Raw genomic sequence first — 14,507 nt, 5'->3', positions numbered from 1 at the left:
CGGTTGTTGAGAGCGATCGCGGCGGACTTGACACACCACCTCACTCGTTCTCTATCCGCAAAAGCACGAGATGGGCCCCTGCCTGCGCAGGGGCACTGCGATAAACGGCTCTATTTCGACCCGTCCACCGCCTCTACGACATCTCGCCAGCTGACATATTTGAAATTTTGCGTCTGGTCGCCGTTGTCGCCATCCTGCACGACCATCAGCCCATCGGGATATTGCGGCCCGAAGTCTCCCGGCATCACTTCAATCCCGTCAGTCTCCGACGTGCCATCAACGACGCCGTCCACCAGCCGGAACCGGTTGACATAGGCCCCCGTCACCAGATCATAGAGCACATAGGCATTGTCGCCCTGGCTGGAGGCAACCAGATAGCCGCCGTTGTCCCCTGACGGTGCGAGCGCCAGACCTTCAACGTCAGCGACCAGCTCCCGGCCATTCACATCGGCAAAGCGCTGTGGGACGAAGGCATCGGCATTCAGATCATATAACCAGATCGCGGCATTTTCCTCGCCGACATAGAGCCGTCCGATCCGGTCATCGACGACGCAGCCCTCCGGCTGCGTCGTCAGCTTGTGCTCGCGCCTGACCGAGGCGTTGGGGACACCTCCGGCGAACGACAATTTCATTTCCCGGACATTGCCGGCCTTTGTGATCATATAGGCGAATGTTTCACCGGCGGTATCCTGTCCGAAGCAGAAGCCATAAGCTTCGCCAGCTCCGGCCGGATATTTGCCCAGTGGTGTCAGTTCTGCGCTTTCGGTGTCAAGCGTGTATAGCCCGATATAGGCATTATCCCGGTCATTGCGGATACTCGCTCCGACCAGCACGGTCTGGCGTCCGTCGATCGTCACTTCCCGCAGATCGACATTGTTGAGTTCTCCCTCCGGCAGGAAGGATTTCTTGGCTCCATCCATGCCAAAGACATAAAGACCCGCCCGTTTGTCAGTGCCGATCACCAGGCTTTTCGCCGGATCAGCGGCATTGCGCCAGATCGCCGGATCATCGGCGGCGTCGCGCGCCGTCGTGCCGACGGGGACGGTTTCACCCGTTGCCACAAGCTCGAGCGTCGGCACGCCAGCGGCACCGGATGTTTCAATACCGGTCTGCGCTGAACAAGCGGATAGACCAACAGCGGATACAGCCAGAAGAAATTTCGCCATGCGCATTACATCGTCACCTTCACGCCGAATTTTACGGTCGAGCCATATGCTTCATATTGCAGGTTACGCTGCGCGCCTCCAAAATTCTGATAGGCGAAATATTTGGCATTGTTGATATTGATCCATTCCCCGAAGAGGCGGATATTCTTGGTCACCTTGAATTTCACACTCGCATCCAGCTGGAAATGACTGTCGACAATGCGATCCGTTGCCGCATCGCTGCCCAGTTCGTCGAGATATTTGTCCCGGTAGGTGCCCGCGATACGGAAATCCAACGGCCCTTTTTCATATCCCAGCACAGCGTTGAACGTATGCTTAGAGCTGCTTGGCAAACTGATCTCACGCGGCGTCGCGATGTCGCCGTCGGTCAGCACCGTACCCGTTGCATCGGTATAGGTATAGTTCAGATTGACCAGGAGACCGTCGAGTGGTGATGGCAGAAAATCCATTACCTGGCTTACGCTGGCTTCAATGCCGAATACTTCAGCGCTTTCGCCGTTGATCGCGCGGGTCAGTTCCTCGTAGTCGACACCCTGGAAGGTACCGGCCGCCGTCAGCGTCTGGTCAACAATGAAATTGTCGATCTTTTTATAGAACGCCCCGACAGACATCGCGCCATTGCTGCTGAAATAATATTCGGCCGAAGCGTCTACATTCCACGCGCGGTAAGGCAGCAGGTCAGGATTGCCGAATTCGGCCTCCTTGTCTTCGTTGATCGTGAATCGCGGCGCCATTTTCGACAGCTTCGGACGCACCAGGCTTTTGTAACCGGCGAGGCGCAGAACCAGCTGCTGCTGCGGCTGGAAACGCACGGTGAGACTGGGCAACCAGTCGGTATAGCGGCGCGCAATATTCACCGGGATGACATCCGTGACATCATCCCCGTCATCGACCACCAGCTGACCGAAAAGCTTGTTCGAGGTCCGCTCGGCACGAAGCCCCCCGATCACCCGAAGAGTCGAGCTGTCATAGCGACCCAGAAAATAGCCAGCGAGAATATCTTCGTCGGCGGAATAGTCGCTGGGCAGGCTGAGAAGGTCCGTCTCATACTGGTCAACCTCGAAATTTCCGAGATTGGCAAAGAGAAATTCGGTTGCACCGCGATAGGTCGCCACCGGTCCGATATCGGTGATGCGATAGGTCTGCTCGCCCAGCACGTCGGCAAGCGTATAGTCGCCGTCATAATCGCCGTAAAACACGTCGTCGGCATTATAGCTTTTGGTCCGCCAGCGGGACTTGACCCCTGCCTGTACGGTAAATTCCCCGCTATCCATGACGAAGCTTCGCCCCAGATCCGCCTTGAGGGCATATTCCTTGTCGACGCTGTCCGAGAGCCGGGTCAACTCAGCGCGGTTGAACTTATATTCCGACGGATCGAAAAACAGATCGGCACCGCTGGTCACAGTGTATAGCGGCAAACGGACATCGCTATAGTCCATATCGATGTCAACACCATCCCCGTCAAAGCGCGAACGGAAACGGGTCGGATCCACCGAACCATTTTCCAGCTCACTCGACCTGGCCCAGCTGCCGGAAAGATGCGCTTCCCAAATGCCATCATCATGATCGAGGCCAATCTGGTAGGTAGCAATCCGCTGCCGTTCAAAGCGGTCCTTGATGTCCCGTCTTACTTCAATCCGGCCATCGGCATCAGTAAAGGACGCGCCGGTGGCGCTGCCGCTTGCCGGCGGCTCGTCGAATATGATCGTCGTCCGGCGGCGATATTCCTGATCGTCAAACTGGCTGAAATTGCCGCGGACGAACATGGTAGTCGTATCCGACGCCCGGACATCGACATTCAGCGTGCCGCTGATCCGCTCGCGGGTGACATCATAGTCGCGATATTGCACTTCCTCGGCATAGACGATCCCGGCATCCTCATTCCAGTCATCCGCCTCGATATTGTCGCTCTCGAATTCCCGTTTGTAATAGCTGATACCCCCGGAAATCCCGACATTGTCGCCAATCCGCGTGGAAAAATCGACGCTTCCCTTTGGCGTGACGCTGTCGGCATATTCATTATAGCTGCCCTCCAGCTTGACCGCGAAAAGTCCTTTCTTCCGGTCAAAAGCGCTGGTCGTGTTGATCTCGACCGAGGCACCGATGGTGTCGGCATCCATGTCAGGGGTGAGCGATTTCTTGATTTCGATCGATTCAATCAGATCGCTGGAAATCACGTCCAGCGCGACCGACCGAACATCCGATTCCGGCGAAGGCAGACGAACGCCGTTTAGCGAGCTGGAATTCAGTTCGGGGTCAAGCCCGCGGACCGATACAAAGCGTCCCTCGCCCTGGTCGTTGAGCACATTCACGCCCGGAAGACGGCGGATCGACTCAGCCACATTCTGATCCGGAAACTGGCCAATAGCATCCCGTGTGAGCACCGAGGAAACCCCGTCCGCTTCCCGCTGTCGGGACAATGCGCTCGCCTGGTTCGCGCTCTGTCCGATCACCACAATTTCAGCGCCCGGCCCCCCTTCCAGAACGATATCAGCCCGTGAAACACCGGTTTCGGTAACGTTCACTTTGGTCTGTATCGGATCGGCACCAACATAGCGGGTTTCCAGCGTATAGGTCCCCGCAGGCACGTCCGGAAAACGGTAGCTGCCGTCGCGTTCTGTGGTCGCAACGCGGTCCAGCTCAACAATGCGGACCTGCGCTGATTGCAGTCCGCGCGTTTCGCTCGGGTCGACGACAACGCCTGCAATGGTCCCTGCCCAGGCCGTGGATGGCAAGGCGCAACCGAGCATGAGAGCGAGTTTGAAAGCGGTGGTCACTGATTTGGATTGGCGCGACATTTTTCTGTTTTCCCTGTTGGTCATGATGAATCTGACGCCGCCCTAGGGAAGTTGAATGACTCTTTCTGACCAATGGTGTGACGGAGATATGTCGGAGATATTGGGGATTTGTGACAGGCGGTAACTTTGCAACAGAAGCGCGGGGGAAACGGCGAAAATCACCAAGCAAAGCCGTTCGTGGCTAGGCCGCCGAATCCGGTGACGGTTGGACAATCAAGATTTCGGAACTGCTTTTGGGCGGACTATCCCTAATTTCCAGGAGATCCGCACATCCCCCCACGCGCACCCGGCTTGGAGATACAGCGCGGCTTATCAATACCGAAAAGGCCGGTACCGGTCATGCATTGATTGACGGGGCAATAAGGCCGCGTCGGTTTGCGGGCACTTGATCGATTGGGACAGTTCTGCGCGGTCAGGACCATCGTCACATTGCAACGGTCGCAGGTGGAACTGGTTTTAACAAGCTGGATGAGAAACTTCTCTCCGAATGAATCCCCGACCCGAAAACGGTGGGTGTAGGAGCTAACGTTCTTGTTACCACCCAGATAGCGCGAGTTTTCACCGCCATAGACGAAGGCATTCATCCTGAACCGCCCATTGGGAATCACGGCAAGCGAATAGCTGCCTTCCCCCAGAACCAGTTCCTGATGAAAGAAAGTCTGATCATTTGGAGCGGGATAAGTAACCCAGCGCTCGGTTTGGTTTTCACAAAATCGGATTTGCGCCCCATTGATCGCGACTTTGCGAGCAGCCGAGGGCTGCCATATCGGCGCGACCAGAATAGCGAACAACGGCAGGGCCAGGGCAACGTAGGCGGCTTTTCTCATCGTCTTTCCTCTTCATCCTTCACCACGTGGAGCGCAACGGCCGGGCGGGTTTGAAAGTGCCCGCATTGGCTCGGAAGATTTTAGAGAAGAGCGGTTGGGATACCATTCGCAGCTTTGCTCAAATGCCTACGCACATTTGCCGATCTCGCGATAAGCCGGTTTCGATGGTATAGGATGCGCTCGTACGGCAAAGAGGTTTTGATTGCGTGGGATTTTGAACTGTTTTCCGCAAGTCTGGAATATGATCATCGCGCTATTGGTCGTGGTCCTGCAGCCATCCGCGGCTCCTGTTCCGACCGATCCGGACAGCAACCCGTTCATTAGTTTCGACCTGTACGAAGGTAGAGATGCAAAAACGGCGACGGCGAGCCATATTGCACGGCAATCCGATCCATCCGATTGGCAAGTCAGCGACCGGGCATCAACCGGATATCAATCGGGAATCGTCTGGTTAAAGCTTCCGCCTTTAAAACCCGCTATGGTCGTCGAGTTGAACAACCCAGCAGATCGGATCACCTTGTTCGAACGCGAAGCCGAAAGTTCGAAATGGCACGTCCAACGCACCGGGGATACTGTCCCGTTTTCCCGGCGATCAATGCAGGTACCTGAAATGGCGCTCAAGCTGCGCGCGCAATTACCGGAGAATAGCGAACGCTATCTGAAGATAGAACAATTTTCCCGGGTCGATTACCGGGTGACCGTTTGGAATGAAGCTAATTTTCTGAAAACCAGCGAACTGCATCGCTATCTCCGCCTGCTGATTTTCGGGTTCTGCACAGCGATGATCCTGTTCAATCTAATGCTGTCTTTGTTGTCCCGCGATCCGCTATTTGCATCGAACGCGATCACCATTGCATGCCTTGTTCTGCTTGCCGGCTATCTTTCCGGCAGCCTGGGATATTGGTTGTTCCCGGAAGCACCGCAATGGAACAACCGTATCCTCCTGCTGTCGATAGGCGGGGCGATGATGTTCGGCAGCTTTTTCACGTCCGCCTTTCTCGGGCGGCGGAGCCTTCCGCCCCATGTCATGCTGCTCAACAAGGCTTATGGAATTTCCGCCTTTCTGATTGCACTGGTCGCAGCAATTTCCCTAAACCCGTTTTTGCACGGCGTCCTTCTATGTCTTGCGGCGGGGTTCTTTGCGATCCAGCTTGGTCTGATATTTTTCAGTATCCGAGCGGGCAACCCCCAGGCACCGTTGATGCTCATCCCGATGACGATCATTCTCAGCGGCTTGACCATGGTCTATATGCACAGCCTGTCGGCGCTTGATTTCGGACCCATAGAAAATCATATTCTCGAGATTACATTGGCCCTCGAGGCTCTGGCCTTCTCGCTCATTCTGGCAACACGTATCCGGTTTATCGCGGCAGAGGCCGCCGCAGCACAAGCCGAGCTCAACCGAATGGAGAGAGAGGCCGCGCAGCGATTTGCCATGATCCAGGATCGCGAGCGCTCCCGTTTGGCCAGTGACCTGCACGATTCCATCGGCCATAGTCTGGCCATGGCCAGCGCCCATCTTGAGGGGCTGGAAGGGGTGTCCGGCCTGCCTGAGGAAGCCGAAGACCGGGCCGTGCACAGCAAGCTTGCCATCCGTTATGCCATATCCGAAACGCGCCGGATCAGCCACGCCTTGCACCCCGCGCGGCTTGATCATCTCGGTCTCAAGAAGTCGCTCGAAAGCATGTTTTCTGATCTCCGGAAACTGCACGCAATCGTGACAAACGTCGAAATCAATTTTGACGAGGAACTGCTTTCCATCGACGAAAAAGTCCAAATTCACCGGATTGTCCAGGAAGCGATATCCAACATCATCTGCCATAGCCAAGCCACCGATTGCCGATTTCAGATGCAGGCGCAAAATGCTGAAATCCAGATCGAGATATGCGATAACGGCGTCGGGTTGAAAGGTGGAGACGGGGACCGCGGACCAGACAAACTCGGCCTGTCGTCGATGGAACAACGGGTCATCCGGCTTGGTGGCAGACTGGAAAAAGACCATGTCCAGCCCCATGGGCTAAGACTGCGCTTTGCCTTCCGGCCGCTCGGCATGAAAGATGCACCATGAACGAGAGCAAACAGACCATATTAATCGCGGACGATCATCCCGCCTTCCGTACTGGTGTGCGCCAATATTTCCGGTCGCGCAAAGACTTTGAGCTTATCGGTGAAGTAGGAGACGGGCAGGTCTGCTTCCATCGGCTGGAAACGATGCAACCCGACTGGGCCGTAATCGACCTGTCCATGCCAAGCATGACCGGGTTCGAGATTCTTCAGTCCGCACATGAAAGACGGATGCCAACGCGCATCATCGTCATGTCGATGTTCGCCGACCAGGTTTACGCCGAGCGTGCGAAAGAACTGGGGGCCAGGGGATTCATTGCAAAGGAGGACGCCGTCGCCGAACTCGATCAGGCACTCCGAACGCCGGAAGGGCAGTTTTTCATGAGCGAGTCAGTGGGTCGTTCGACCAACTTTCTCTCCCTACAATTGGGCGATAACCGGCTCGATCAGCTGACACCTGCGGAAAGCAGAATATTGCGTCTGCTCGCCGAGGGAGCGACCAGCAAAGAAATCGGCCGGGAACTGAACATCAGTCCGCGCACAGTGCAGAGCCATCGGCGCAATATTGCCGACAAACTGGAATTGCACGGCCACAACAAGCTGCTGGAATTCGCCGTGCGAAACCGGGACCAGCTGATTGAGCGCGACTGAGATGGTTCGCGATCAATCAAGGATTGAACCGCATCCTGCCCTCGCCTAGTCTCCGCCGGATGAAAATTATCGCTTCAAAAATTTCCAAGCCATGGCTGGCCAGCTGGCACCCTTCCCCTTTGCTTACGGCTCTCTCGGCCGCAGCATTGCTGACCACACCGCTCGGTGCCTGCAAGCGGATCGACGATGCCGATGCCGATCGCGCAGAGACCGCGCGCGCCTATCCGCCGGCGTCGCGGCCGGTCTCGGCGCTTGGCGGCAATCAATGGTCGACCGAAACCGCCCGCGACAATCGCGGCGAGGCCGAGGAAATCATGAAAGCCGCCGGACTGGAACCCGGCATGACGGTCGCCGACATCGGTGCAGGCGAAGGCTATTATACCGTCCGGCTAGCAGAGAAAGTCGGTGCCAATGGCCGCGTACTGGCTCAGGATATCGACGAGGGCGCGATCAACCGGCTGGCCGAGCGGGTCAACCGGGAGAGTCTCGATAATGTGTCGATCAAGCTCGGCGCACCCGATGATCCGCGCCTGCCGGAGAATAGTTTCGACCGGATTTTTCTGGTCCACATGTATCACGAAGTACGTGAGCCCTATGCCTTTCTGGCACGGTTGCGGCCGGCGCTGATTGACAAGAGCAAGACACGCGGCGCAGGCGAGGTGATCGTGGTCGATGTCAACCGCGATGTCACGCAGCACGGAATACCGCCCAAGCAGCTATTCTGCGAATTTGAAGCGGTCGGCTATGAGCTGGTCGGATTCATGGAGCGGCCCGAACTCGGCGGATATTTCGCGCGCTTCCGGGCCAAGGGGCCCGGAAAAACACCCGAGAAGATAATACCCTGCCCCTATCAGGCGCAACTCAAATAGGATCAGCTGGTCGTAAGCCGCTCCATCCATTTGCTGCGCTGGCGGCGCGCCTTGCGCGCTAGCCTCCGCCAGTGACGGCGGTCACGGGAGGAAAGAGAGCTATCTTCCGCCCGCTCACTTAATATAGTCGGAGCGTCAGCTCCATATCTGTCGTAAATATAGCCTATTTCTTGATCGTCTCTGGTCCGGCGATCGGTCGGTTCAAAAAAGGTGAACATAGGGACTCCGTAAACGGGATGCGACCCTCTCCATTTATTATGGTGAATCAGGCGTAAACGATTTTACACCAATTTTCAACGTTCCCGTGAAGCTCCCGGCCCAAAATGGCACAAAGCCGCGCTCAACGCGGAAGTCTGGTTTGGCCGAGCGGGGCATCTCCCGCTCACAACGGTCGCAGCCTAGCCCTCGTCGCCCATCTTCAGCGCCGCGATAAAGGCCTCCTGCGGAATGCTGACATTGCCATATTCGCGCATCTTGGCCTTGCCCTTCTTCTGCTTGTCGAGCAGCTTCTTCTTGCGGCTGATGTCGCCGCCATAGCATTTCGCCGTCACGTCCTTGCGCATCGCCGAGATGGTCTCGCGCGCAATCACCTTGCCGCCGATCGCAGCCTGCACCGGAATCTTGAACAGATGGCGCGGGATCAGGTCCTTCAGCCGTTCGCACATGTGCCGGCCACGCGCTTCGGCGGCGTCGCGGTGGACGATCATGCTCAGCGCATCGACCGGATCGCCATTGACCATGATGTTCATCTTGACCAGCTGGCCGGTACGCAGTCCGATCTGGTGATAGTCAAAGCTGGCATAGCCGCGCGAGATGCTCTTCAGCCGGTCATAAAAGTCGAACACCACCTCGTTGAGCGGCAGTTCGTAGACCACCTGCGCCCGGTCGCTGACATAGGTCAGGTTCTTCTGCACCCCGCGCCGGTCCTGGCAGAGCTTCAAGATACCGCCGAGATATTCGTCCGGGCAGTAGATCGTCGCCTCGATCCAAGGCTCCTCGATCTCGCGGATCTTGACGATGTCGGGCATGTCCGCCGGGTTGTGCAGATATTGCTCGCTGCCGTCGTTCATCTCGATCCGGTAGACCACCGACGGCGCCGTGGTGATCAGGTCGAGATCATATTCGCGGGTCAGCCGTTCCTGGACGATCTCCAGATGCAGCAGCCCCAGAAAGCCGCAGCGGAAGCCCTGCCCCAGCGCCGCGCTGGTTTCCATTTCAAAGGTGAAGCTCGCATCGTTGAGCCGCAGCTTGCCGATACTCTCGCGCAGCTTCTCGAAGTCCGCCGCATCGACCGGGAACAGGCCGCAGAACACCACCGACTGCACTTCCTTGAAGCCCGGCAGCGGCTCGGGCGCCGGATTCTTCACCGTGGTGATCGTGTCGCCGACCGCGGTCTGGCTGACCTCCTTGATCTGTGCCGTGATAAAGCCGATCTCGCCCGCTGCCAGTTCCGGCAACTGCTCGATCTTCGGCCGCATGCAGCCGACCCGGTCGACCAGATGCTCGGTGCCCTGGGCCATGAACTTGATCTTCAGCCCTTTGGTCAGCACGCCGTCGATCACCCGCACCAGAATGACGACGCCGAGATAGGGATCGTACCAGCTGTCGACCAGCATCGCCTTCAGCGGCTTGTCGCGGTCACCGCCCGGCGCCGGAATCTTGGCGACGATCTGCTCCAATATATCCTCAATGCCGATCCCCGACTTGGCGCTGGCCAGCACCGCCTCCGAGGCATCCAGCCCGATAATCTCCTCGATCTCCTTGCGCACCCGCTCCGGCTCGGCGGCGGGCAGATCGATCTTGTTGAGCACCGGAATGATCTCATGGTCATGCTCGATCGACTGGTAGACATTGGCCAGCGTCTGCGCTTCCACGCCCTGCGCCGCATCGACCACCAGCAACGCGCCCTCACAGGCCGCCAGCGACCGCGACACTTCATAGGCAAAGTCGACATGGCCCGGCGTATCCATCAGGCTGAGCTCATAATTCTCGCCATCCTTCGCCTTGTAATTCAGCCGCACCGTCTGCGCCTTGATCGTGATGCCGCGCTCTTTCTCGATATCCATATTGTCGAGCACCTGCTCGCTCATCTCGCGCGCGGTCAGCCCGCCCGTATGCTGGATCAGCCGGTCGGCCAGTGTCGATTTGCCATGATCGATATGAGCGATGATGGCGAAATTGCGGATATGAGAACGTTCGGTCATGGCCAGCCGTTAGCAGGGGCGCAAAGGCTTGTCAGCAGGAAACGACGGCAGCAGGAGCGGTGCTTTTGCAGGCCGCGCCCTCGCCGGGGCCGGCGCTTATCTTGACAAACTTTACAGGGTCAAAGGGAGAAACGCCATTCGCCGATCAAAGTGGCAACTTCACCACCTTATAGGCGCGCCACCGACGACGCCGTTAAGCTTTCAAGAGGCCTTGCTGAACAAAAAAGCGCCCGCGCAAAGGCGATCGTCGGGCAAGCCGTTCCGGAACCGGATTCGATTGTCAAAGAGCCGAGATGGAATATGGCACGGGGCGGCGACTGTAGGAAAGGGTGTTGGATACGCCAGCATCCTCCCTGCCTCGCAGCGATGGGGAGGGGGCAGCCGCCGGAGCCTTGGCGAACGCGGATGGTTGCCCTCCCCGCCGCGTTGCGGCAGGGAGGAGGGGCTGGGCTTCATCTGGCCTCTACCCCGCCACCGCTCCCGCGGACCGTTCAAAGGCAACCGCACGCCTGGCGAGCCAGTAGAGCGCCGCCCCCACCACCGCCAGGCCGGCAAGCGACAGCACTGCCGCCGCCGGAATCTGCGCCGCCATCCACAGGACCATCGCCGTCGCCACTGGCACGATCACCAGCCACGCGATGCCCATGGCATCCCGCAGGCCGCGGAAATTGCTGCGCCAGAACAGGAACAGCGAGGCCAGCAGCAGCAGGAAGATCGCCTGCTCGACCGCGACCAGCAACGGCAGCAGCGTGGCGAAAGAGCCGGAGAGCGCAATAATCGTGACGATGCCGGCATAGGCCAGGATAGCATGGTCCGGGGTCCGGTAGCGCGGCGAGACATGGGCGAAAAAGGCGGGCAGCAGCTGGCGTTCGCCCATGCCGAACAGGATGCGCGGCCAGACGACAAAGCTGCTCAGCTGGTTGGTGCCGATCGAGAAGATCGCGGCGATGCTGATCATCATCGCGCCCCAGTCGCCGAACAGCTTCTGGCCGGCGGCGGCGAGCGGGGTCTCGGCGCTGCCGACATCGGGGTCTATGGCGATATAGGCCCACTGGACGATGGCGTAAAAGACCGCGACGCCGCCGATGGCAAAGAGGACCGAGCGGAACAGGGTGGTGCGCGGATCGCGGGTCTCGCCGGCCGCGGTCACCGATGCGCCGAAACCGGAGAAGGCATAGGCGATCAGCAACGCCACCGATTCCATCCCGGAAAAGCTCGGCAGGCTGATGGCGGCCGGAAAGCCGTTGCTGCCAAAGCCCACCAGGCAGAGCAGCACCAGCGGTGCGAACTTCAACAACGTGCCGATCCAGATGCCGCCGATCGACCGGCGGGTACCGGTGATGCCGAGCACGGTCATGAACGCGATCAGTGCGATGATCGTCACCGGCCGCGCCACCGGCCCCTCGAACACCGGGAACAGCGCCGCCAGATAGGAGACGAGCACGTGGAAATTCGCCGCCCGGCCGGTGGTGCTGGCGCAGATCATCAGCCAGCCGGTCTGGAAGCCGGCAAATTTGCCGAGCGCCGTTTCGGCGTAGAGCTGGACTCCCCCGGACCGCTCGAACAGGGTCGACAGCTTGGCGATCAGCGCGGCCACACAGGCGATGGGTATGGCGAACAGCAGGATGGCGACGGGGGCGAAGCTGCCGATGTTGAGATAGAGCAAGGCCGGCAGGGCGAAAATGCCTGCGCCCACCATGCCGTTGAGGTTGAGCAATATGGCACCGGCGGTGCGCACCACGCGCGGCGGGTCGACGCTGTCGCTCACCGCTTCAGTCCCGCGCCGGCGTTGCGCCCGGCGGCGGAACCGTCCTGCCGCCATCACCCGCCCGCGCCAGTCCCCCAATCTGCTGCTCCGGGAATTTGAAGAGCAGCAGCATCAGCACCGACGCGCCCTGCACCGTCATCAGGAACAGTAGCATCGCCTTCGGCTCGGCCAGCATCGCGATCGAGCCGACCAGGATGCCGGCGAGGCTGATACCCATGTTGGAGACCGCCATGAAGATCGAGAACTGAGTCGCCGAGATCGCCGGCGGGCTGAGCCGCATGTTGATCACCACGTCGCTGATTCCGGACAGGAAATGCAGGCCGATCCAGCCGAAGACAAAGGCCATCAGCACCCTGGGATCGCTCCAGCTACCGGATGACCAGACCATCCAGCCGATCAGACCAGCAAAAAGCAGGCGCAGCATCCAGAGCGAGCGCTGGGCCCCGATCCTGCCGACGGCATAGCCGCCAATGGCGATGGTGGCGATCCCGGCCACCAGCTGGGCGGTGCCGTTGAGCGAGCCGAGCTGGTCCTCGGACCAGCCGGTAGCGCCGGTGGCGATCAGCGGGACCGCGATGATGCAGATGCCGTAGGTCAGGCCGGTAACCAGCAGATTGGGAAACCAGGCGAGGCTGTGTCCGGACAGCGAATTGCGCAGCGCGGCCGTGACCAGCGGCAGCCATGCACCGGCGTGCGCGATCCGGTTCTCGGCGTGTGCTTCGCCTTCCGACCAGGGCAGACGGCGCTCGCCCACCCGTTCGCGCACCCAGATGATGTGAATGGTCACGAGCATCACCAGAAATCCGCAGGCGATATAGGCGGCGCTGGCGCCAAAGGCATAAACCATGGTCCCGGTCAGGGCAGCAGACACGGCGATGCCGATCACCTGCCCGCCGGACGCCAGCGCGCCACCCATCGAGCGCTCTTCCTCCGGCAGAATATCGACGGTCAGGCCGTCGACCGCGACATCCTGAAACACGGTGGCGGTATTGACCGCCAGTCCGACGATGCCGAGGATCAGAACGTCGTCCGGCCCCGGATTGACGAGGGCAAAGGCGACCAGCAAGCCGATCATCACCACTTGCGCGCCAACGATCCATACCCGCCGCCGTCCCATCGACAACAATGTATATCGGTCCATCACAAAGCCGGCGATAAACTTGAAGCTCCAGGGGATGCCCACCATCGCCACGACAAAGGCAATATCCGCCGCCGCAGCTCCATTGACCGCCATCCAGGCAGGGATCGTAAAATCGAACAGGCCGAGCGGAATGCCCTGCCCGGCATAGAGAAGGAATATCGTGAACAGCCGCAATTTGCGGTTTTCGGCCAGCGAAAGCGGCGGGCGCAGGCGGGTCGGTACGGCGAGACTATCCATGCAATTTCTCCGGACAGGCATCAGGGCGGCAATCGCCCGCTGCCCGAGCCCGCTGGTGCCGCGGGCGCTGGGTAAATGCCCGGCGAGAGTCGGGTCGCATAAACTCTCGCCGGACACGGGATGAACCCCGGCTCGCCAGTCCTCAGGACATGGCGGGCCGGGAAAACAGCCCAATCACTGTCAAGCGAGGATGCCTATTTGACCTCGACTTTGCGCATCAGATAGTCGCCGGTAATAGTGCGGATCGTCGGATACAGATCCTTGGAAATCTGCCGGGATTCCTTGACCTTGGTCTCTCCCCAAGCCTTCATGAACGCGTCATATTTGGCCTTGTTCGGCGCCAGGTCGGCGGTATTGGCAAATTTGACGATCAGCAGCATGTTGAACTCGCCGGACTGCGGAAACTCGCTGGCATAGATCGAATAATCCTCGATCTGGCCGAGCTTCTTGGCGACCTCGTTGCTGGCGATCCAGGTCGAGCGCAGGCCTTCCAGATAATAATCGCCCATATTGGCATCGACCTTGACGGTGCTGATGCTCCAGACGGCGTCAGAGACTTCATAGTCGTCATATATTTCCAGCTGTGCCTGGGCTGGCACCGCCGATGCCAGAAATGTTGCGGCAGCCAGCGTGCCAAATTTGGTCAGAATATTCATGTTCAGGTCCCCCTCTAATTCTGGCGACATCGCCAGTCCGGAAACCTGCCGAAAATCCAATTTCAAGTCCTGATGAACAATATGATTTTTTTATGATGAATAATCGGCTACTTTTGTGCCATGATC

General features: G+C 58.9%; 10 protein-coding genes. 3 read left to right on the top strand and 7 right to left on the bottom strand.

Annotation, left to right across the window (positions count from 1 at the left end; all coding sequences use genetic code 11):
• Positions 1-110 precede the first annotated feature (110 nt).
• The 3 genes from ACN0WW_RS04915 to ACN0WW_RS04905 all read right to left on the bottom strand — a co-directional run bounded on the left by ACN0WW_RS04915 (position 111) and on the right by ACN0WW_RS04905 (position 4,791).
• On the bottom strand, positions 111-1,166 hold the full coding sequence (locus ACN0WW_RS04915; protein WP_417609996.1) for a phytase: 1,056 nt from the start codon (positions 1,164-1,166) through the stop codon (positions 111-113).
• Positions 1,167-1,171: 5 nt separating this feature from the next.
• Positions 1,172-3,964, bottom strand: a complete 2,793-nt coding sequence (locus ACN0WW_RS04910; RefSeq protein ID WP_417609994.1) for a TonB-dependent receptor — start codon at positions 3,962-3,964, stop codon at positions 1,172-1,174.
• Between the two features lie 248 nt (positions 3,965-4,212).
• The gene (locus ACN0WW_RS04905) at positions 4,213-4,791 is read right to left on the bottom strand and encodes a hypothetical protein (RefSeq protein ID WP_417609992.1); all 579 of its coding nucleotides are present in this window, start codon (positions 4,789-4,791) and stop codon (positions 4,213-4,215) included.
• A 202-nt stretch (positions 4,792-4,993) separates the two neighbouring features.
• Between ACN0WW_RS04905 and ACN0WW_RS04900 the strand changes: the two genes are divergently transcribed.
• Genes ACN0WW_RS04900 through ACN0WW_RS04890 form a run of 3 tightly spaced genes read left to right on the top strand, consistent with a single transcriptional unit; the run spans position 4,994 to position 8,375 of the window.
• Positions 4,994-6,859, top strand: coding sequence for a 7TM diverse intracellular signaling domain-containing protein (locus ACN0WW_RS04900; protein WP_417609990.1), 1,866 nt, complete (start codon positions 4,994-4,996; stop codon positions 6,857-6,859).
• Positions 6,856-7,506: a response regulator gene (locus ACN0WW_RS04895; RefSeq protein ID WP_417609988.1), complete on the top strand. Its 651-nt coding sequence runs from the start codon at positions 6,856-6,858 to the stop codon at positions 7,504-7,506. The genes ACN0WW_RS04900 and ACN0WW_RS04895 overlap by 4 nt, the downstream gene beginning before the upstream one ends.
• Positions 7,507-7,565: 59 nt before the next feature.
• Positions 7,566-8,375 carry a class I SAM-dependent methyltransferase gene (locus tag ACN0WW_RS04890; RefSeq protein ID WP_417609986.1) on the top strand — a complete coding sequence of 270 codons (810 nt, stop codon included), beginning with the start codon at positions 7,566-7,568 and terminating at the stop codon, positions 8,373-8,375.
• Positions 8,376-8,773: 398 nt separating this feature from the next.
• On the opposite strand, the gene lepA is transcribed toward ACN0WW_RS04890, so the two are convergent.
• From lepA to ACN0WW_RS04870, 4 genes are all read right to left on the bottom strand, one after another.
• A complete protein-coding gene (lepA, locus tag ACN0WW_RS04885) occupies positions 8,774-10,579 on the bottom strand; it encodes a translation elongation factor 4 (RefSeq protein ID WP_417609984.1) in 1,806 nt (601 codons plus the stop codon).
• A gap of 463 nt (positions 10,580-11,042) precedes the next feature.
• Positions 11,043-12,347 (bottom strand): APC family permease, encoded by a 1,305-nt coding sequence (locus ACN0WW_RS04880; protein ID WP_417609982.1) that lies wholly within the window; start codon positions 12,345-12,347, stop codon positions 11,043-11,045.
• A 4-nt stretch (positions 12,348-12,351) separates the two neighbouring features.
• Positions 12,352-13,725 (bottom strand): MFS transporter, encoded by a 1,374-nt coding sequence (locus ACN0WW_RS04875; protein WP_417609980.1) that lies wholly within the window; start codon positions 13,723-13,725, stop codon positions 12,352-12,354.
• Positions 13,726-13,919: 194 nt separating this feature from the next.
• Complete coding sequence (locus ACN0WW_RS04870; RefSeq protein ID WP_417609978.1) at positions 13,920-14,381, bottom strand: hypothetical protein; 462 nt, start codon at positions 14,379-14,381, stop codon at positions 13,920-13,922.
• Positions 14,382-14,507: the final 126 nt, after the last annotated feature.

Source organism: Parasphingorhabdus sp., from assembly GCF_048269865.1.
Classification (GTDB): Bacteria; Pseudomonadota; Alphaproteobacteria; order Sphingomonadales; family Sphingomonadaceae; genus Parasphingorhabdus.
This window is presented reverse-complemented; position numbering and strand designations above follow the sequence as displayed.